Below are 19,294 nucleotides of genomic sequence, written 5' to 3'. Positions count from 1 at the left end.
AGAAGAAATGGCTGAAGAATCAAAAATGACACTTGAAAAATTTGAAGAAGCTTATGATGCTGTAAAGAAAGTTACACTTGAAACAAAGCTTATTTACAGCGATTACTGGAGCAACTGCACGGGTAACAAGGTTTATTTAAAGCCCGAGAACCTGCAGAGAACCGGAGCATATAAGGTTAGAGGCGCTTATTATAAGATTACGACTCTTTCCGATGAAGAGAGAAAGAAGGGGCTTATAACAGCTTCTGCCGGAAATCATGCGCAGGGAGTTGCATATGCTGCAAAATGCTATGGTGTAAAAGCTACCATCGTTATGCCAACTTCGACTCCACTTATCAAAGTTAACAGAACTAAGGCACTCGGTGCTGAAGTTGTACTTCATGGAAATGTTTATGACGAAGCTTATGAGCATGCTTGTAAGCTCGCGGAAGAGAACGGATATACAATGGTACATCCTTTTGACGATCTTGATGTTGCAACAGGTCAGGGAACCATTGCAATGGAGATAATCAAAGAGCTTCCGACCGTTGATTATATTCTTGTTCCGATCGGTGGAGGCGGACTTGCGACAGGTGTTTCAACACTTGCAAAGCTCCTTAATCCCAAGATTAAAGTAATCGGTGTTGAGCCTGCGGGAGCAAATTGTATGCAGGAATCAATAAAGGCAGGACACGTTGTTACACTTCCCGGTGTAAACACGATCGCCGACGGTACAGCTGTTAAGACACCGGGTGAAAAGATATTCCCGTATCTTACAAAGAATATTGATGATATAATCGCTGTTCCCGATGAAGATCTTGTTGTCTCTTTCCTTGATATGGTTGAGAATCACAAGATGGTTGTTGAGAATTCGGGACTTTTGTCAGTTGCCGCACTTAAGCAGCTTGATTGCAAGGATAAGAAGGTTGCCTGCGTTCTTTCGGGCGGAAACATGGACATCATCACAATGTCTTCAGTTGTACAGCAGGGACTTATCATGAGAGACAGAATCTTTACCGTTTCTGTACTTCTTCCCGATAAGCCGGGCGAACTCTCAAGAGTTTCAGGCATTATCGCCGAAGTTAACGGTAACGTTATCAAACTTGAGCACAACCAGTTTGTTTCAATCAACAGAAATGCTGCGGTTGAGCTTCGTATTACACTTGAAGCATTCGGAAGTGAGCACAAGGAGCAGATCCTTAACGCGCTCACAGAAAAAGGTTTCAAACCGAAAATTGTAAGGACAAATATTTAAAAAATGAGTAAAACAATTAGTGCAAAAAGAAGGTGCATTGAGTATCTGATAATAACCTTTGCGGCTTTGCTTTATGGATTGGGAACAAGTATGCTTATCGACCCAAACGATATAGCACCGGGAGGTCTTACGGGACTCGCCATTGTTCTTAACAGAGTAGTGGGAATCGGAACAGGTCTTTGGTTCTGGCTTATGAACATTCCGATTCTTATTCTCGCTATTTGGAAATTTGGGATGAGATTTACGATCTCAACTATCTATGCAATTTCGATGATTTCATTTTTTACCGATTTTTGCACGAAGTTTTTTTCGGATTATGTTATCCGTGATAAAATTCTTGGTATTACATTCGGAAGTGCTTTGACTGCCGTTGCTATAGGTCTTATCTTTAAATGTCATGCAACAAGCGGAGGCACGGATGTAATCATAAAGATTCTCAGACTTAAGTATCCGCATGTCAAGACGGGCGTTTTGTATATACTTACGGATATCGGAGTGCTCTTTGTGGCAGCTATAGTATTTAATGATGTTGCCGCTGCAATGTATTCTTTTCTTTCTGTAATGATCACATCCTTTATTCTGGATATTGTGCTTTACGGAAGAGACGGAGCGAAGCTTATCTATATCATTTCCGATAACCCGGATACCATAACGGCAAGACTTCTGGAAGAACTTGATATTGGTGCGACTCATGTTTTCGGACAGGGAGCGTATAGCGGAGAAAAGAAAAAAGTTATTATGTGTGCAGTTAAAAAAAGGCTTTCACCTATGGCGGAAGATATCGTCAGAGATGAAGATCCAAATGCATTCATGATCGTGACGAGTGCGAGCGAGATTTTCGGAGAAGGCTACAAGAGCTATTTTGATGAGAGAATGTAGAGAATATGAGTAATAACCTTCCGGATTCAAGAGAAAAAAAGGGAGCAAGCGGCGCCCGCAATACATTGTCTATTATTTTTATGAGTCTTGTCGCTATCATGACGCTTACTTTCAGTATCGTTCTTCTTATAAAGAACGCATCTCTTCAGAGAGAAACGGATGCTGTTAAAAGCGAACTTGATACCATGGACAAGGAGCATTTTTTTACAGAAGGCGAGATGGGAAGCCGTATCGAAGAAGCAAGGATTGAGGCTGCGGAGAATGCTGACAGAGCTCTTCGAGAGGATATCAAGAAAAGGCTCGAAGAAGGAGAAGGACCGAATTCTATTTTTAAGTCTCTTTTCCCCGATCAGCTTGTTGTCGCAAGAAACAACAGATATTATTTCTTTCCTATAAGCGATAAGATCGCGCGTCACGGTTTTAAATCAGATGACTTTGAGTTTGATGAAAAAGGTTTTCTCCGGTACAAGGGAGAAAATAAAGATTTCAAGTACAAGCAAGGTATTGACGTATCGAGGTTCCAGGGCAAGATTGACTGGGCCAAAGTAAAAAATGCCGGTATTGAATTTGCCATTATAAGGGCATGCTACAGAGGAATAACCGAAGGTCTTATAATTGACGATGAGACTTTTGAAGATAATATCAAGGGTGCAACCGAGAACGGAATCGACGTCGGAGTATATGTTTATTCGCAGGCGATCAATAAAGAAGAGGCGCTTGAAGAGGCCAATCATGTTATTGAGATGATCCAGCCTTATAAGATAACTTATCCGGTTGTCATAGATATCGAATCGGCAGATTCGGACAATGCCAGAACGCTTAATCTTTCGGCAAAAGAATATGAAGAGGTTGCGAATGTGTTCTGCAACAGGGTTGAAGAAGCGGGATATAAGTCAATGGTCTACGGCAATCTGTTGTCGTTTACTGTTCTTATGAACGCTGAGAATGTTGATAACAGAGATATATGGTTCGCGCAGTACAACTCATCGCTCTATTATCCGTACCACTTTAACATCTGGCAGTATACGGCATCGGGAAAAGTACCGGGAATTGAGAAGAACGTTGACCTTAACATTTGTATTACCGAGTATTGATGATGAAAAAGACAGACAGTATAACGGAATATGAGCAGAGAGGATACTTAGATAGCGATTTTAAGTATTTTCATATTTCCGATAAGGTAACTTCAGATATTGACTTTCACTATCATGATTTCTACAAGATCATCCTGATCCTGAAAGGCAATGTGAGATATTTGATCGAGGGACGAGAGTATGAACTCTTGCCCTTCGATTTTGTGCTTGTAAACAGGTTTGACATCCATAAGCCGGTCGTTGAGAGCAAGGACGACTATGACAGGATTATCTTATATCTTAAGCCGGAATTCCTTGAAAAGCTGGGCCTTCTTGATGCTTTTGTCAAGGCAAAAGAGCTTGAGAGTTATGTCGTCCGCTTTAATTCCGGAACCAGCGCCCATATCTACGATATGCTTCTTAAGGCACAGGAAGACATCAGGATAAAAGATACCGAGTATGCGGGCGAGCTGACTGCAAAGATTGATATCATACAGACGCTTATTGAATTTAATAAGGCGTGTATTTCCGAGGATTTCGGTTTTAGGCCCGAGGCCAGATTTAACAGGAAAGTCATCGAGATAATCGAGTATATAAATGAGAATCTGCAAAAAGATCTCTCGATAGATTCAATCGCAGATAAGTTTTATCTGAGCAAATATCATATGATGAGAATATTTAAGAGCGAGACGGGATATTCTGTTCATCGCTATATTTCCGAAAAGAGAATCCTTCTTGCAAGGAATCTCATCATGTCCGGAATCCCCTCCACAACAGCTTGCCTCGAGTGCGGCTTTAAGGACTATTCGTCCTTCAGCAGAGCTTTCAAAAACCAGCTCGGAATCCTGCCTTCAGAAGTGAAGATATAAGAAAATAATGCTTTTTACGGGTGTCAAGAAAAAATACTTGACACCTATTTTTGTTTGATATAATATAACATTTGTGCAACTGGTAGAGAAGAGGAATTCTATGGAAAAAATCGTAGAGCAGGGCTTGTTGTATGATTTTTACGGCGAGCTTCTTACCGATCATCAGAAAAGTATATATGAAGCTGCGGTTTATGAAGATATGTCTCTTACAGAGATAGCCGATGAGCACGGAATCAGCAAGCAGGGTGTGCACGATCTGATAAAGAGATGCACCAAGACATTGCAGAGTTATGAGAACAGACTTCACATGATAAAGAGGTTTGAAGCGATCAAGCAGGATGCTGAATTTCTAAAGGAACTTTCGGACAGAGCCGATGAGATATCAAGTGATGAACTTAAGAAGAATCTCAGGATCTTATCGGGGAAAATAATAGAGGAGCTTACGTAATTAATGGCTTTTGAAAGTCTTACAGATAAATTACAAAACGTATTTAAGAATTTAAGAGGCAAGGGGCGTCTTTCAGAAGATGATGTAAAGGCTGCGCTCAAGGAAGTCAAGATGGCTTTGCTCGAGGCGGATGTAAACTTTAAGGTTGTCAAACAGTTTGTTTCTTCCGTACAGGAAAGAGCTGTTGGTGAGGATGTCCTTAACGGACTCAATCCCGGACAGATGGTCATCAAGATAGTTAATGAAGAGATGACCGCACTTATGGGATCTGAGACAACAGAGCTTAAGCTTCTTCCGATCAATGAGATCACTGTTATCATGATGTGTGGTCTTCAGGGTGCAGGTAAGACAACGACTGCCGCAAAGATTGCAGGAAAGCTCAAGATGAAGGGCAGAAAGCCGCTTCTTGCAGCTTGTGATATATACAGACCTGCGGCTATAGATCAGCTTAAGATAAATGCTGAGAAACAGCAGGTGGATTTCTTTTCCATGGGTACGGACGTAAGTCCCGTGGAGATTGCCAAGTCAGCTATCGATCAGGCTAAAAAGAACGGCAATAATGTTGTTATTGTCGATACAGCCGGTCGTTTGCAGATAGATGAAGCGATGATGAAGGAGCTTTGCGATATCAAGGAAGCTATTGAAGTTCATCAGTCACTTCTCGTAGTTGATGCCATGACCGGTCAGGATGCGGTCAATGTTGCATCACAGTTCAATGAAAAAGTCGGAATCGACGGAATTATCTTGTCCAAGATGGACGGCGATTCACGAGGCGGTGCGGCACTTTCAACAAAGTCCGTTACCGGAAAGCCTATTTTGTACGTAGGTATGGGAGAAAAGCTCTCAGATCTTGAGCAGTTCTATCCCGACAGAATGGCAAGCCGAATTCTCGGTATGGGCGATGTGCTCAGTCTTATTGACAAAGCGGTTGAGGCAAATGCCGAGCGCGATGCCGAAAAAGACAAAGAGATGGCAGCCAAGATGAAGAAGGGCAAGATTGATTTCGAGATGTATCTTGAAAGCATGAAGCAGATGCGCAATATGGGCGGTCTTTCTTCAATAATGGGAATGCTCCCCGGAATGGGCAAGATCAGTGATGATCAGCTTCCCGATGAAAAGAAGCTTGCAAAGATGGAAGCTATCGTTCTTTCCATGACACCTGAGGAAAGAAAAAATCCCAAGCTTATGAATCCTCAGAGAAAATTCAGGATCGCCAAGGGCTCGGGAAATGATATAGCCGATGTAAACAGATTTATCAAACAGTTCGATCAGATGCAGAAGATGATGAAGCAGATGCCGGGGCTCATGGGAGGCAAGAAAGGCGGCTTCGGTAAGTTTGGCGGCCTTGGTGGTTTCGGCGGATTCGGCAAGAATAAATTCTTTTGATATGTCATGCAGCGAGCAGCTGTTTTATACATATAAAAAACAATAAATTTCATTATTTTACGGAGGAAGTTTAAAAATGGCAGTAAAGATCAGATTAAAGAGAATTGGTAAGAAGAAGGTTCCTTTCTACAGAATTATCGTTTCTGATTCAAAGTTCCCTGTACAGGGTAAGTTCATCGAGGAGATCGGAACATATGACCCTAATACAGATCCCAGCACAGTAAAGGTTAACGAGGAGCTTGCAAAGAAGTGGATCGCTAACGGTGCACAGCCTACAGAGTCTGTTGCAAAGTTGTTTAGACAGGCAGGAATTAGCAAGTAATCACACTTTAAACATGTAATTACTTATGCCGGAGGATAAACAATGAAAGAGTTAGTCGAAGTAATCGCAAAAGCGCTTGTTGACAATCCGAGTGAAGTTGTAGTCTCCGAGAAAAAAGACGGGCGCAATATTATGATCGAGCTTCATGTTGCACCTTCAGACATGGGCAAGGTAATTGGCAAACAGGGCCGTATAGCAAAGGCTATACGTTCTGTAGTTAAGGCGGCTTCAACCAGAGAAAACCTTAAGGTTGACGTTGAGATCGTCTAAGGCTGCCGGAAATATTGAGCCGAATAGGTAAAGCTTATTCGGCTCATTTTTATATCATGGGAAAGTAATTTCCTATTATTTTTTGGGACGAGTATGAATTTTCACATAATGACATTGTTTCCCGAGATGGTAACAGACGGCCTTTCATCAAGCATCATAGGAAGAGCCAAGGAAAAAGGCCTTATAAGCCTTAATGCTGTTAATATCAGGGATTATTCAAATGATACCAAACATCATAAAGTTGATGATTATACATATGGAGGCGGCGCCGGTATGCTTATGCAGGCACAGCCTATATATGATTGCTATATAGATATAAAAAACAAGATTGAAAAAGAAAACGGTAAGGCTCCGAGAGTTATCTATGTAACTCCGCAGGGGAAGGTCTTTAATCAGGAGATCGTGACAGAGCTTGCAAAGGAAGAAAATCTTGTATTCTTATGCGGACACTATGAGGGTGTCGATGAGAGAGTGCTTGAAGAAATAGTTACGGATTATATCTCTATCGGCGACTATGTTCTTACAGGCGGTGAACTTCCCGCAATGGTAATGATCGATGCGATATCGAGATTTGTTCCGGGAGTTCTCAATAATGATGAGTCTGCGATGACGGACAGTTTTAACAATAATCTTTTGGAGTATCCTCAGTATTCAAGACCTGAGGAGTGGATGGGCAAAAAAGTTCCGCCGATTCTTCTTTCCGGTGATCATAAGAAAGTTGATGAATGGAGACTTGAGCAGTCTATACTAAGAACAAAGGAAAGACGCCCCGATCTCTATGAAAAGTGGCTTTCTGAGAATCCGCCCGTTGAAAAGAAAAAGAAAAGGCGCAAAAAGAGTTCGGAAGCTCAGGTTATAGACGAAACAGTCAAAGATTCCGAGAATAATGGAGACAATATATGACAGACAGATTCCAGGTGGGAGTTATAGCTTCAACACACGGTCTTAACGGGGAAGTTAATGTTTTTCCGACGACCGAAGATCCAAACAGATTTAAAAAACTTAAGAAAGTAACACTTCATACAAACAGAGGTGAACAGCTTGAACTTGATGTGCAGAGCGCAAGATTTTTCAAGAAATTTGTCATTGTGAAGTTTAAGCAGTTTGACAATATAAACGACGTTGAGAAGTTTCGCGGATGCGAACTGACCATATCCAGAAAAGATGCAATAAAACTTGCTCCGGGAGAGTATTATGTTGCCGATCTGGTAGGGCTTGATATAGTCGATGAAGAAGGAAACAAACTCGGAGTTCTTTCCGATGTCATTCAGACGGGCGCCAATGATGTTTATGAAATGGAACCTGTTGACGGTACGGATAAGGTATATATTCCGGCAATAAAAGACTGTGTCAGAGAAATCGATGTGAAAAACGGAAGGATTATAATTCACGTAATGGAAGGGTTATTTTAACTATTTTATAGTTGATGACTTTTTTCAAATTATGAACTATAATTATTTTGTGATTTAATTTTTTATCTGACACTATATATTGTGTGAGGAATTTTTATGGTTGATTATACTGAAGGTGCAGGTTATCAATATCATACGCACGTCAAAAAAGGTGATGTCGGCAGGTATGTGATACTTACCGGCGACCCCGGAAGATGTGAATCTATTTCTAAACTTTTTGACAATCCAAAATTTATAGCATATAACAGAGAATATAATACATATACAGGCACACTGTGCGGAGAGAAGGTCACGGTGATGTCTCACGGTATCGGAGGCGCTTCAACAGCTATCGCTATTGAGGAGCTTTATAAGTGCGGTGCTGATACCTTTATCAGAATGGGGACTTCCGGCGGTATGCAGGAGGATGTTATAGGCGGAGACATTGTTATCGCAAACGGAGCAATAAGGGCAGAGGGAACGTCCAAAGAATATGCTCCAATAGAATATCCCGCTGTTGCTGATTTTGATGTTGTTTCTGCTTTGGTAAGCGGAGCTAAGAAGGCAGGAGCAAAGTATCATGTCGGTGTTGCCCAGTGCAAAGATTCTTTCTTTGGTCAGCACGAACCCGAGACGAAACCTGTAGGCCCGGAACTTCTGTATAAATGGGACGCCTGGATCAAGTGCGGTGCGCTTTGCTCTGAGATGGAGTCTTCAACATTGTTTATTGTGGGTAGTTACTTAAGAGCCAGAACGGGGGCGGTTCTTCTTGTTGTGGCTAATCAGGAAAGGGCTAAAAAAGGTCTTTCCAATCCCCAGGCTCACGATATGGAAATTGTTTATAAAACAACAATTGAGGCAATCAAGAGTCTTATTACTATGGATAAAACCCAATAAGGTTTTATATAAATTTTTTTCATTATAAACAATGGAGGATAATTATGAAAAAAAGAGTTTTTGCGGTACTTATGGCTGCAACAATGGTATTTTCTTTTGTAGGATGCGGTTCTAAGGCACCTGATGCCAGTGCAACAACCGAGACTTCATCTGCTGATGCTAAGGCTGACAATGCTGACGCTTCAGATGCAGGTGAGCCGGAAAGCGACATTAAAGTTGCAATGGTAACAGACTACGGCGACATCACAGATCAGTCATTCAATCAGTCAACATATGAAGCTTGTCAGGCTTTTTGTGACGAAAACAAACTTGGTTTCACATATTACAAGCCTGAAGGCGATTCAACAGCTGAGAGAGTAGCTCAGATCGATAAGGCAGTGGCTGACGGATATAATGTAATCGTTATGCCCGGTTATGCTTTTGCTGAAGCTATCGTAGAAACAGCTGAAATGTATCCCGATGTAAAATTTGTAGCTCTTGACGTATCTGAGTTTGACCTTGAAGGTGAGAGCTCAGACTTCAACAGCGAGACATATCCCAATGTATTTTCTGCTGTATACCAGGAAGAGCTTCCCGGATACATGGCAGGATATGCTGCAGTAAAGATGGGATTCACAAAGCTTGGATTCCTTGGTGGAATGGCAGTTCCCGCTGTTATTCGTTACGGCTACGGATTCGTTCAGGGTGCTGACGCTGCCGCTAAAGAAACAGGCGCAAGTGTTGAGCTCAACTATGCTTACGGTAACCAGTTCTATGGTGATGCTGATATCACAGCTGCTATGGATACATGGTATCAGGGCGGAACTGAAGTTGTATTTGCTTGCGGCGGCGGTATCTTTACTTCTGCTGGTGAGGCAGCTGCTAAGGCAAACGGCAAGGTTATCGGTGTTGACGTTGACCAGGCCGCAACAATCGACGGAAAGTTTGGCAAGGGCATGACTGTTACTTCAGCTATGAAGGGACTTAAGGCAACAGTTAATACACTTCTTACAGCAATTGTTGGCGGTAAGTGGGATGAATATGCCGGAAAGATCTCAAATCTTGGTCTTGTATCCGGAGATGATACTTCTCTTAACTATGTAGGACTTCCTGAGGAAACAACTTTATGGAATGACACATTTAAGAAAGAGGATTATCTCAAGCTCGTTGCTGATATGGCAAACGGAACAATAAAAGTTTCCAATGATACAAATGCTGAGAAGCCTTCTGCTGAGAACATCAAGATCAACTATCAGGGTAACATCAAGTAATTTTACTTATTACAGCTTATAAGCTGACAGGGACCGGCAGATTCATAGTCTTCCGGTCCTTTTTACCAATTTATGGTTTTATTTTACGAAGATTTAAAATTTAATGGAGGAGACAAAAGTGGCAGAAAACAGCGAATATGCTATTGAAATGCTTGGTATAACAAAACGTTTCCCGGGTATTATCGCTAATGACAACGTTACCATTCAGCTGAAAAAAGGCGAGATACATGCTCTTTTGGGTGAAAACGGAGCCGGTAAATCTACTCTTATGAGTGTGCTTTTTGGCTTGTATCAGGCTGAAGAAGGCGTGATTAAAAAGGACGGAAAGGAAGTGCAGATAAACAATCCCAATGATGCCAACGACCTTGGTATAGGAATGGTTCATCAGCATTTTAAGCTTGTGCAGTGCTTTTCGGTTCTTGATAATATTATTCTCGGTGTAGAGACGGTTAAGAATGGTTTTTTACAAAAGGATGTGGCGAGAAAGAAGATATTGGAGCTTTCTGAGAAGTACGGCCTTAAAGTCGATCCCGATGCCAAGATTGAGGATATTACTGTCGGTATGCAGCAGAGAACCGAGATTCTTAAGATGCTTTACAGAGATAATGAGATTCTTATCTTTGATGAGCCTACGGCGGTCCTTACTCCCGCAGAAATTGATGAGCTTATGCAGATTATGAAGAATCTTGCCAAAGAGGGCAAGTCCATTCTCTTTATTTCTCATAAGCTTGCTGAGATTATGTCTGTTGCAGACAGATGCAGCGTTTTGAGAAGGGGTAAGTATATCGGTACAGTTAATATTTCTGAGACCAATCAGGAAGAGCTTTCAAAAATGATGATCGGCCGTGATGTACAGCTTGTCGCAACAAAGGAAGACAAGACTCCGGGCGAAGTTATTCTTCATGTCGAAAATATGACGGTTCCTTCAAAGCTTCATAAGAATAATGCTGTTAAGGATGTCTCTTTTGACGTAAGAGAAGGTGAGATCGTATGCATCGCCGGAATTGACGGAAATGGTCAGACTGAGCTTGTTTACGGCCTTTCGGGACTTGAAAATATTACTTCGGGCAAGATTACACTTTCGGGAAAAGATATAACGCATGCTTCCATAAGAGAGCGTTCCACTAGCGGAATGAGTCATATTCCCGAGGATAGACACAAACACGGACTTGTGCTTGATTATTCGCTTGCATACAATCTTGTTCTTCAGAGATATTTTGAGCCTGAATTTAGCTCGAAGTTTGGATTCCTTAAAAAGAATGACATCAATAAATATGCGGATAAACTCATTGAGCAGTATGATATCCGTTCAAGCCAGGGCGCCGAAACGGTAACAAGAAGTATGTCCGGCGGAAATCAGCAGAAGGCTATTATTGCAAGAGAAATTGATAAAGATCCAAATCTTCTTATTGCAGTTCAGCCTACGAGAGGACTTGACGTAGGTGCCATAGAATATATTCACAGACAGCTTATTGCACGAAGAGATGAAGGTCATGCGGTTCTTCTTGTTTCGCTTGAACTTGAAGAAGTTATGAGTATTTCGGACAGAATACTTGTTATGTATGAAGGCGAGATAGTAGGAGAGTTTGATCCCAAGAAGACAACTCCCGAAGAACTCGGACTTTACATGGCAGGAGCCAAAAGAAAGGAGGTAGGTGCATAATGTCAGCAGAGATTAAGAAAACGGCCGAAAAAGAGAGCTTTTTGGCAAAGCCCGCCGTTCAGTCAATAATTGCATCACTTCTTTGTATAATTGTAGGACTTCTTATCGGTTATGTAGCACTTCTTTTTATAAATGCACAGGGTGCTACAGATGCCATTATAACAATTATAAAGAACTATTTTACTTATCCCACAAAGGCCGCTGCGCTTAAGTATTGCGGTAATACACTTGTAAAGGCGGCTCCGCTTCTTATGTGCGCTCTTTCAATCCAGTTCTGTTATCAGGCAGGTCTTTTCAATATCGGAGCGGCAGGACAGTACGTAGTCGGAGCTGGCGCATCACTTTTTTGTGCACTTAAGCTCGGACTTCCCTGGCATGCATGCCTTTTGGCGGCGCTTGTTGCGGGCGGAGTATACGGAGTTTTCGTAGGAGTTCTCAAGGCATATCTTAATGTTAATGAAGTTATTTCGGGTATCATGCTCAACTGGATCGGTCTTTATTCGGTCAACATGATGCTTAATTGTGTAAAGGAGACTGCGAGCCCTTATACGGTCTCACTTGAGAAAACAAATGCATCGGCAGTTTTACCGTCGCTTGGACTTGAGAAGCTCTTTTCTAATAACAAATACGTTACAATAGCGATTCCTCTTGCTGTTATCATTGCAATCCTTCTTAAGGTTATTCTTTCGATGACGGTCTTTGGTTATGAGATAAAAGCTACGGGAATTGCTAAGGATGCTGCAAAGTACAGCGGAATGAAAGAGAAGAGAAATGTTATTCTGACACTCTTTATCGGTGGTGCGCTTGCGGGAATAGGAGCAGCTTTCCTTTTCCTTACAGGATACGAGCAGTGGTCCGTAACACAGTCATCCGTTCCGGGAATGGGCTTTAACGGTATTGCGGCTACGTTCCTCGGCGGACTTGATCCCATCGGAACAATATTTGCTTCATATTTTATACAGCATATTACAAGTGGAGGATCATATCTTGATAAGAATGCATATCCTTCACAGATTTCTGACTTTATATCGGCGATCATAATCTATCTCTGCGGTTTTGTACTTTTCTTTAAGTTCTTCTTAAACAGCAGGATTGTAAATAAAAAAAATAATGCAGAAGGAGGTAACAAATAATGGTATTACTTCTTCAATATACACTTTTGTTTGCCTCGGTTTTGATACTCGTAGCTCTTGGCGGATGCTTTTCGGAGCATTCGGGTGTTATCAATCTCGGACTTGAAGGAATAATGGTTATGGGAGCTCTCGGAGGAGCGCTTACACTTAAGTATATAGATCCTTCACTTCCTAAGATTATCATCGTATTGGCAGTACTTTTGATCTCGGTATTATGCGGCGCGGTTTACTCGATGCTTCTTGCTTTTGCCTGCATCAACTTTAAGGCCGATCAGACACTTGTAGGAACGGCACTTAATCTGCTTGCAGCTGCAGCTGCAACTGTTATTGCAAAGTCTATCAATATTATTGAAGATCCCAATAACGTATCTTCGACCGTACAGTACGTCGAAGCAAAGAAAGCTCTTGTTGTAAGTATCGGAAAGTTCCAGTTTAACTGGTTTATGCTTATAGCTTTCTTGGCACTTGTTTGTGCATATATGGTACTTTATAAGACCAGATTCGGATTAAGGCTTATGGCCTGCGGTGAGCATCCTCAGGCTGCTGACAGCGTAGGTATTAACGTATATACCATGCGCTGGGCAGGTGTTCTTATTTCCGGTATGCTTGCCGGTGTGGGCGGAATTGTTTATATTACGGCCGGCGTAAGTGAGTGGAAGTTTGAGAACGGTGTTGCGGGATTTGGTTTCCTTGCTCTTGCCGTTATGATCTTCGGTCAGTGGAAACCCGTAAATATCGGACTTGCAGCTTTGTTGTTCGGATTCTTCAGAGCCCTTTCGAATGTATATTCGGGATTTGATTTCCTTGCAGCACTTAATATACCGGGCTCTGTTTACAATATGATGCCTTATATTATCTCACTTATCGTTCTTGCATTTACATCGGCCAATTCACGCGCGCCTAAGGCTGAGGGTATTCCTTACGATAAGGGGTCCAGATAACGGGAGTGGCTGCTTATGGATGAAAGTATTATAAAAGAGCTTATAACTACTGCGGCCTCGATGAGGAAAATCTCTTATACGCCTTATTCGGGATTTAACGTGGGAGCGGCGCTTCTTGCAAAGAACGGAAGCATATATACGGGCTGCAATATAGAAAATGCTTCGTACACGCCGACAGTCTGTGCGGAGAGAACGGCTTTCTTCAAGGCTGTAAGCGAAGGCGTCAAAGAGTTTGAGGCTATTGCGATCATTGGCGGAGCAGCAGACTCGGATGAACTTGAATATTGCTTTCCGTGCGGAGTTTGCAGGCAGGTTATGAGCGAGTTTTGCGACGATGATTTCAAGGTAATAATCGCGAAGTCGCCGGATGAGTATAAAGTTTATACTTTACCTCAGATTTTGCCCGAAAGATTCGGCCCAAAGGACATTTTGGGTTGACTTTTCAGACGGTTTCGTGTTATTATATTACGCGTTATGAAAATCAGACGGTCCTCTGTTACTGAAGTAATAAGTATTAAGAACGTCCATTTGATAGGAGAAAAGATATGAGTACAATTATCGAAGAGCTCGAGAAAGAGCAGCTGAACGCCAATGCGCCTCAGTTCAACACAGGTGATACTGTAAGAGTACACGCTAAGATCAAGGAAGGAAACCGTGAGAGAATTCAGGTTTTCGAGGGAACTGTTAAGAAGATCCAGGGTGGAAGCAACCGTACAACATTTACAGTAAGAAAAGAGTCTTACGGTGTTGGTGTCGAGAAGACATGGCCCCTTCACTCACCTATCGTTGAGAAGGTAGAGGTTGTTAGAAGAGGTAAGGTTAGAAGAGCTAAGCTTAACTACCTTAAGGGTCTTACAGGTAAGAAGGCTAAGGTTAAGGAACTTGTTACCAGATAATTGGTTAGAAAAGGCAGTTACTTTTAGTAATTGCCTTTTTTCTATCATAGGAAATATTTTCCTGTGTATATAATAGGGGATCGTGTATGTTTAAGTTTCGAAGAAAGCGAACACTTTCTTTTTATCAGAAAAAAAGAGTTATTACTCCCAAACTGTTAAAAGAGATTCTTTCCTGGATCATCATAACCTGTGTTGCAATCTTACTTGCATTCATAATCGTTTATTTTTACGGTACACGAATCGGAAACGTCGGTGATTCGATGGAAGAAACGATTGCAAACGGACAGGGAATACTTGTAAACAGAACCGCATATAAGGTTTTTAGACCAAAGAAAAATGATGTAATAGTTTTTTTGCCCAACGGAAATGTAAATTCGCATTACTATGTTAAGCGCGTTGTGGCTACTTCCGGAGACAGAGTTCAGATAATTGACGGAGAACTTTATGTGAATGGCGAACCTCGGAAAGATAATTATGATAAAATGGAAAATGGAGGCATTGCCAATAATGAGATCACGCTGGGAAGCGGGGAATATTTCGTCCTTGGTGATAACAGAAACGGCAGTGAGGATTCCAGAAGTCCGAATATCGGAATTGTAAAAGACAATATGATCGTTGGTAAAGCGTGGTACAAGCTAAGATTCGGTAACAGATCGGGCGGTTTTATCAACTGATCAAAAACAGATAAGAAAATGGTGAATATATGAATTATCAGTGGTACCCGGGGCATATGACAAAGGCGATAAGGATGATGCAGGAAAATATCAAACTTATCGATATCATCATAGAGCTGACTGATGCAAGAATACCTGCAGCAGGAAGAAACCCCGATATAGATGAACTTGGAAAAAACAAGTATAGACTTGTTATATTGAATAAAGCAGATCTTGCCGATCCTTCTGTTACAAAGAAGTGGCAGGAAGCCTTCAGTGACGGTAAGACTTTGGTAATGGAGATGAATTCCAAGACAGGTAACGAAGCCGCCAAGGTCAAGGATCTTGTTCAAAAAGCCTGTGCCGAGAAGATAGAGAGAGATAAAAAGCGCGGAATAGTCGGAAGACCTATCAGAGCGATGGTTGCCGGAATTCCCAACGTTGGTAAGTCGACTTTTATCAATAAACTTGCGGGAAGAGCGTCAGCAAAGACCGGAAACAAGCCCGGCGTTACAAAGGGAAAGCAGTGGATCTCTCTTGGAAAGAATATGCAGCTTCTCGATACACCGGGAATTTTGTGGCCTAAGTTTGAGGATGAGACCGTCGGTCTTCACCTTGCGCTTATCGGATCCATGAACGATGAGAATCTTGATGTGTGCGAGCTTGCATGCGAACTTATAAAGATCCTTGAAGTTAATTACAAGAATGCGATTCCCGAGAAGTACGGCATTACGGATGAACAGGTCGAAGAACTTGAGAATAGGCAGTATGCTACTCATTACAGTGCGATACTGTCTGCCATAGCGGAGAACAGAAAATGTTTCAAGCAGGGGGCGGAACCTGATATCGAAAGAGCGGCGGCAATGCTTCTTGATGATTTCAGAAACGGCAAGCTTGGCAGAATATCACTTGAAAGACCGCAGTAAAAACTAATATAAGGAGTGGGACCGGTGAAATGAAAAATGTATGTAAAGAGATACTGAGCACAGTTTTGTATCTTGCAGTTGTATTTGTGCTGACTTTTTTATTTATAACTTTTGTTGCGCAGAGAACGCGCGTGGTAGGACATTCAATGGAGCCTACGCTTCAGGATGCCGACAGTCTTATCATCGAAAAGGTTTCTTACAGATTCAGCGCACCAAAGAGATTTGATATAATTGTTTTTCCTTATGAGCATGGGAATCAGGATAAGGAATTCTTTGTAAAGAGAATAATAGGACTTCCGGGCGAGACAGTAAGGATTGACGAAGAAGGAAATATTTTCGTAAACGGTGAGAAGCTTGAAGAAAACTACGGCAATGAGGTTATAGAAGATCCCGGAGTTGCGATAAATGACGTTGTTCTCGGCGACGATGAATATTTTGTTATGGGTGATAACAGAAACAGAAGTATGGACAGCCGATTTGAAAATGTCGGAAATATCAGCAAGGATAAATTCCTTGGAAGAGTTGTTTTCAGGATATTCCCCTTTAATAAGCTCGGGGGAGTAAAGTGATGCAGTCTCTTAATGAAATTAAAAGTATTCTAAGTGAATCTCATACCGTCGATGCGCTTAAGAGTTTTATCACGACTTATGAAAGTGATGAGAGAGCCGGTGTCCGTAAACTCACAGATACGGCCGGAAAGCGCATTGATTCTATAGAAAAAGAACTTGCCAGACTCAAAGAAATGAGGAAGTTTGAAAACGAGAACAGGCAGTTCGGTCTTCTTTGCGGAATTGACGAAGTAGGAAGGGGCCCTTTGGCGGGACCCGTATATGCTGCGGCAGTAATCCTTCCGGAGGATGTTGATATTTTATATATTAATGATTCCAAGAAATTATCCGAAAAAAAGAGAGAAGAGTTATACTCTGAAATAATGGAAAAAGCTGTAGCGGTGGGTATAGGACATGTATCCGAAAAAAGGATAGATGAGATAAATATTTTGCAGGCGACTTATGAAGCGATGACTATGGCGGTTTCTGAGCTTTCCGTTAAACCCGGAGCTCTTTTGATCGATGCGGTGCATATTCCCCAGCTTGATGCGTACAAGCAGATTTCCATAATAAAGGGAGATGCAAAGAGCGCGTCGATCGCGGCGGCAAGTATTATTGCCAAGGTTACGAGAGACAGAGTTATGAAACAGTATGCGGAAGAATATCCCGAGTACGGTTTTGATTCCAATAAAGGATACGGAAGTAAAGATCATATCGAAGCAATAAAGAAATACGGCCCTTGTCCCATTCATCGCAGGTCTTTTATAGGGAATTTTATATGAGCGGTATTTTAAATGTATCACAATCAAATACTACAATTACCGTTGAGGGTGTTCAGACCAAAGTACAGGCTGCCGGAGGCAAACCTATTGAGCTTAAGGCAGGCGACAGTATTCAGGGAACGGTTGTGTCCGTAGCCGAGGAAAACGGCGAAAGATATGCCGATATCAGTCTGGGCGATAATGTAATACGCGCCAAACTCTCTGAGGAAATGGGACTTAGGCAGGGGCAGACGATAAGCTTTGCCGTTAAAGCATTGTCTAAAAACGGAGTTTCTTTAACACCTCTTTTTGAAAATACGGCAGTTTCTTTAAGTACGGAGAAAGCATTAAATGCTGCGGGCATAGCGATCACGCGTGACAGCGTCGCTATGGTTGAAAGCATGATGAAATCGGGGCTTCCGATAAATAAGGATGCGCTCCGTGATATGAACAATGTGGTTTCTTCTTTTCAGAATGCTTCTATTTCAACGCTTGTTGAGATGAAGAGTCTTGATATTCCAATCACTGAAAATAATATTTCACAGTACCAAAATTACAAGAATTATGAGCATCAGGTGATAAACGAGATGCAGGAGTTTGCGGATGAGCTTCCACAGGCTTTTAACGCGCTTGCATCGGAAGGTAAGATCGATCAGGCTCTTTCTCTTTACAAAGGGATCATAGATGAATTTGCTTCATCGGAAAATTTATCTTCTTTGCAGGGGGAAGAAAGTGGTGTTAATGTTACACCGAACATTGAAACCGGCAAAGAGATGTCGGGAGAACAGACAAGTGTTACCGCTAATTCATCTGTGGATAATGTAGATAAGTTTGTTGATAAATATGATAGGAGTGTCATTTCTTTAGATGTGGCAAGGGCTGACGAGTTTACAAAAAATTCTGAAAAAATGACTTTTGGGGACATTTCTAACGAAGATTTTGTAGAAAAACTTAACAGACTAAATATTTCGCCCAAGATCATTGAGAAGTATCAGGCATCTCTCTTAAACGAAAATACGGATGTTAAGTTTGACGGTAAAGAGTTGTTAAAGGAACTGTCAGTCATGCTTTCGGATGCGGAGAATATGTCCGGTGAAACCAAGGTTCTTTTTAAGGATCTTTTTTCACATAAAGAGTTTGGAAAATTATTAAAGAATGCCATATCGGATGACTGGCTTATTAAGCCGTTTGATGTTGAGAAGAAGGACAATGTGACGGCTCTTTATCAAAGGCTCGGAAGTCAGTTAAAGAGCATGTCCGATACGATCTCTAACACGCTCGGCGCCGAATCAAAGCTTGGAAGCACTGTTACGAATATGCAGAATAATCTCGATTTTATGAATCAGCTTAATCAGATCTTTCAGTATGTTCAGCTTCCGCTTCAGATGAGCGGTCAGGAAGCGCACGGAGATCTCTACGTCTACAGGAATAAGAATAGAAAGGTCAGTGAGGATGGTTCGGTCAGTGCGGTCCTTCATCTTGATATGGACAATCTGGGGCCTGTCGATGTGTTTGTCAAGATGAAGGAAAATAAGGTTTCGACAAACTTCTATGTAATGGATGACAGCGTCCTCGATCTTATCAATGACAATATACACATCCTTAATGAGAGACTCGAAAAGCGTGGTTATACGATGCAGGTAAAGATGATGCTTCATGATGACAAAGACGAGGGCGATATGGCTGTGGATGAGATGTTTGATGTAAATAAAATGTCTGTGATATCAACAGCTTCGTTTGATGCGAGGGCGTAA

General features: G+C 41.8%; 22 protein-coding genes. All 22 read left to right on the top strand.

Annotated features, from left to right (window positions below; translation table 11 throughout):
• The first annotated feature begins 7 nt into the window (after positions 1-7).
• The 22 genes from ilvA (at position 8) to BLP87_RS09705 (ending at position 19,294) form a co-directional block, all read left to right on the top strand.
• Positions 8-1,234, top strand: a complete 1,227-nt coding sequence (gene ilvA / locus BLP87_RS09810) for a threonine ammonia-lyase (protein WP_176756633.1) — start codon at positions 8-10, stop codon at positions 1,232-1,234.
• 3 nt (positions 1,235-1,237) lie between these two features.
• The gene (locus BLP87_RS09805; protein WP_074462546.1) at positions 1,238-2,113 is read left to right on the top strand and encodes a YitT family protein; all 876 of its coding nucleotides are present in this window, start codon (positions 1,238-1,240) and stop codon (positions 2,111-2,113) included.
• A gap of 5 nt (positions 2,114-2,118) precedes the next feature.
• Positions 2,119-3,207 (top strand): glycoside hydrolase family 25 protein, encoded by a 1,089-nt coding sequence (locus BLP87_RS09800; RefSeq protein WP_074462545.1) that lies wholly within the window; start codon positions 2,119-2,121, stop codon positions 3,205-3,207.
• Entirely contained in the window at positions 3,207-4,055 is an 849-nt protein-coding gene (locus BLP87_RS09795) for an AraC family transcriptional regulator (protein WP_083334558.1), read from the top strand. Before BLP87_RS09800 ends, BLP87_RS09795 begins: the two co-directional genes overlap by 1 nt.
• 100 nt (positions 4,056-4,155) lie before the next feature.
• Positions 4,156-4,503, top strand: coding sequence for a YlxM family DNA-binding protein (gene ylxM / locus BLP87_RS09790; protein ID WP_083334557.1), 348 nt, complete (start codon positions 4,156-4,158; stop codon positions 4,501-4,503).
• Positions 4,504-4,506: 3 nt separating this feature from the next.
• Entirely contained in the window at positions 4,507-5,889 is a 1,383-nt protein-coding gene (gene ffh, locus BLP87_RS09785) for a signal recognition particle protein (RefSeq protein ID WP_074462544.1), read from the top strand.
• A gap of 76 nt (positions 5,890-5,965) precedes the next feature.
• The gene (gene rpsP, locus BLP87_RS09780) at positions 5,966-6,211 is read left to right on the top strand and encodes a 30S ribosomal protein S16 (protein ID WP_026512872.1); all 246 of its coding nucleotides are present in this window, start codon (positions 5,966-5,968) and stop codon (positions 6,209-6,211) included.
• 42 nt (positions 6,212-6,253) lie between these two features.
• Positions 6,254-6,481, top strand: a complete 228-nt coding sequence (locus BLP87_RS09775; RefSeq protein WP_026512873.1) for a KH domain-containing protein — start codon at positions 6,254-6,256, stop codon at positions 6,479-6,481.
• Positions 6,482-6,574: 93 nt separating this feature from the next.
• Positions 6,575-7,384 carry a tRNA (guanosine(37)-N1)-methyltransferase TrmD gene (gene trmD, locus BLP87_RS09770; RefSeq protein WP_074462543.1) on the top strand — a complete coding sequence of 270 codons (810 nt, stop codon included), beginning with the start codon at positions 6,575-6,577 and terminating at the stop codon, positions 7,382-7,384.
• On the top strand, positions 7,381-7,893 hold the full coding sequence (gene rimM / locus BLP87_RS09765; protein ID WP_074462542.1) for a ribosome maturation factor RimM: 513 nt from the start codon (positions 7,381-7,383) through the stop codon (positions 7,891-7,893). The genes trmD and rimM overlap by 4 nt, the downstream gene beginning before the upstream one ends.
• 96 nt (positions 7,894-7,989) lie before the next feature.
• On the top strand, positions 7,990-8,769 hold the full coding sequence (gene udp / locus BLP87_RS09760; RefSeq protein ID WP_074462541.1) for a uridine phosphorylase: 780 nt from the start codon (positions 7,990-7,992) through the stop codon (positions 8,767-8,769).
• A gap of 44 nt (positions 8,770-8,813) precedes the next feature.
• Positions 8,814-10,019, top strand: a complete 1,206-nt coding sequence (locus tag BLP87_RS09755; RefSeq protein ID WP_074462540.1) for a BMP family lipoprotein — start codon at positions 8,814-8,816, stop codon at positions 10,017-10,019.
• Between the two features lie 148 nt (positions 10,020-10,167).
• Complete coding sequence (locus BLP87_RS09750; protein WP_083334569.1) at positions 10,168-11,682, top strand: ABC transporter ATP-binding protein; 1,515 nt, start codon at positions 10,168-10,170, stop codon at positions 11,680-11,682.
• Entirely contained in the window at positions 11,682-12,815 is a 1,134-nt protein-coding gene (locus tag BLP87_RS09745) for an ABC transporter permease (protein ID WP_074462538.1), read from the top strand. Before BLP87_RS09750 ends, BLP87_RS09745 begins: the two co-directional genes overlap by 1 nt.
• Positions 12,815-13,756, top strand: coding sequence for an ABC transporter permease (locus BLP87_RS09740; protein ID WP_026654956.1), 942 nt, complete (start codon positions 12,815-12,817; stop codon positions 13,754-13,756). The genes BLP87_RS09745 and BLP87_RS09740 overlap by 1 nt, the downstream gene beginning before the upstream one ends.
• Before the next feature lie 15 nt (positions 13,757-13,771).
• Positions 13,772-14,194 (top strand): cytidine deaminase, encoded by a 423-nt coding sequence (gene cdd / locus BLP87_RS09735; protein ID WP_074462537.1) that lies wholly within the window; start codon positions 13,772-13,774, stop codon positions 14,192-14,194.
• Between the two features lie 107 nt (positions 14,195-14,301).
• Positions 14,302-14,652 carry a 50S ribosomal protein L19 gene (gene rplS, locus BLP87_RS09730; protein ID WP_074462536.1) on the top strand — a complete coding sequence of 117 codons (351 nt, stop codon included), beginning with the start codon at positions 14,302-14,304 and terminating at the stop codon, positions 14,650-14,652.
• An 86-nt stretch (positions 14,653-14,738) separates the two neighbouring features.
• On the top strand, positions 14,739-15,326 hold the full coding sequence (lepB, locus tag BLP87_RS09725) for a signal peptidase I (RefSeq protein WP_074462535.1): 588 nt from the start codon (positions 14,739-14,741) through the stop codon (positions 15,324-15,326).
• Positions 15,327-15,355: 29 nt separating this feature from the next.
• Positions 15,356-16,231, top strand: coding sequence for a ribosome biogenesis GTPase YlqF (gene ylqF, locus BLP87_RS09720; protein ID WP_074462534.1), 876 nt, complete (start codon positions 15,356-15,358; stop codon positions 16,229-16,231).
• Between the two features lie 29 nt (positions 16,232-16,260).
• A complete protein-coding gene (gene lepB, locus BLP87_RS09715) occupies positions 16,261-16,800 on the top strand; it encodes a signal peptidase I (RefSeq protein ID WP_074462533.1) in 540 nt (179 codons plus the stop codon).
• Positions 16,800-17,561: a ribonuclease HII gene (locus tag BLP87_RS09710; RefSeq protein ID WP_074462532.1), complete on the top strand. Its 762-nt coding sequence runs from the start codon at positions 16,800-16,802 to the stop codon at positions 17,559-17,561. Before lepB (BLP87_RS09715) ends, BLP87_RS09710 begins: the two co-directional genes overlap by 1 nt.
• Entirely contained in the window at positions 17,558-19,294 is a 1,737-nt protein-coding gene (locus BLP87_RS09705; RefSeq protein WP_074462531.1) for a flagellar hook-length control protein FliK, read from the top strand. Before BLP87_RS09710 ends, BLP87_RS09705 begins: the two co-directional genes overlap by 4 nt.

The organism is Butyrivibrio hungatei (genome assembly GCF_900101605.1).
GTDB classification, from domain to species: Bacteria; Bacillota; Clostridia; order Lachnospirales; family Lachnospiraceae; genus Butyrivibrio; species Butyrivibrio hungatei_B.
This window is presented reverse-complemented; position numbering and strand designations above follow the sequence as displayed.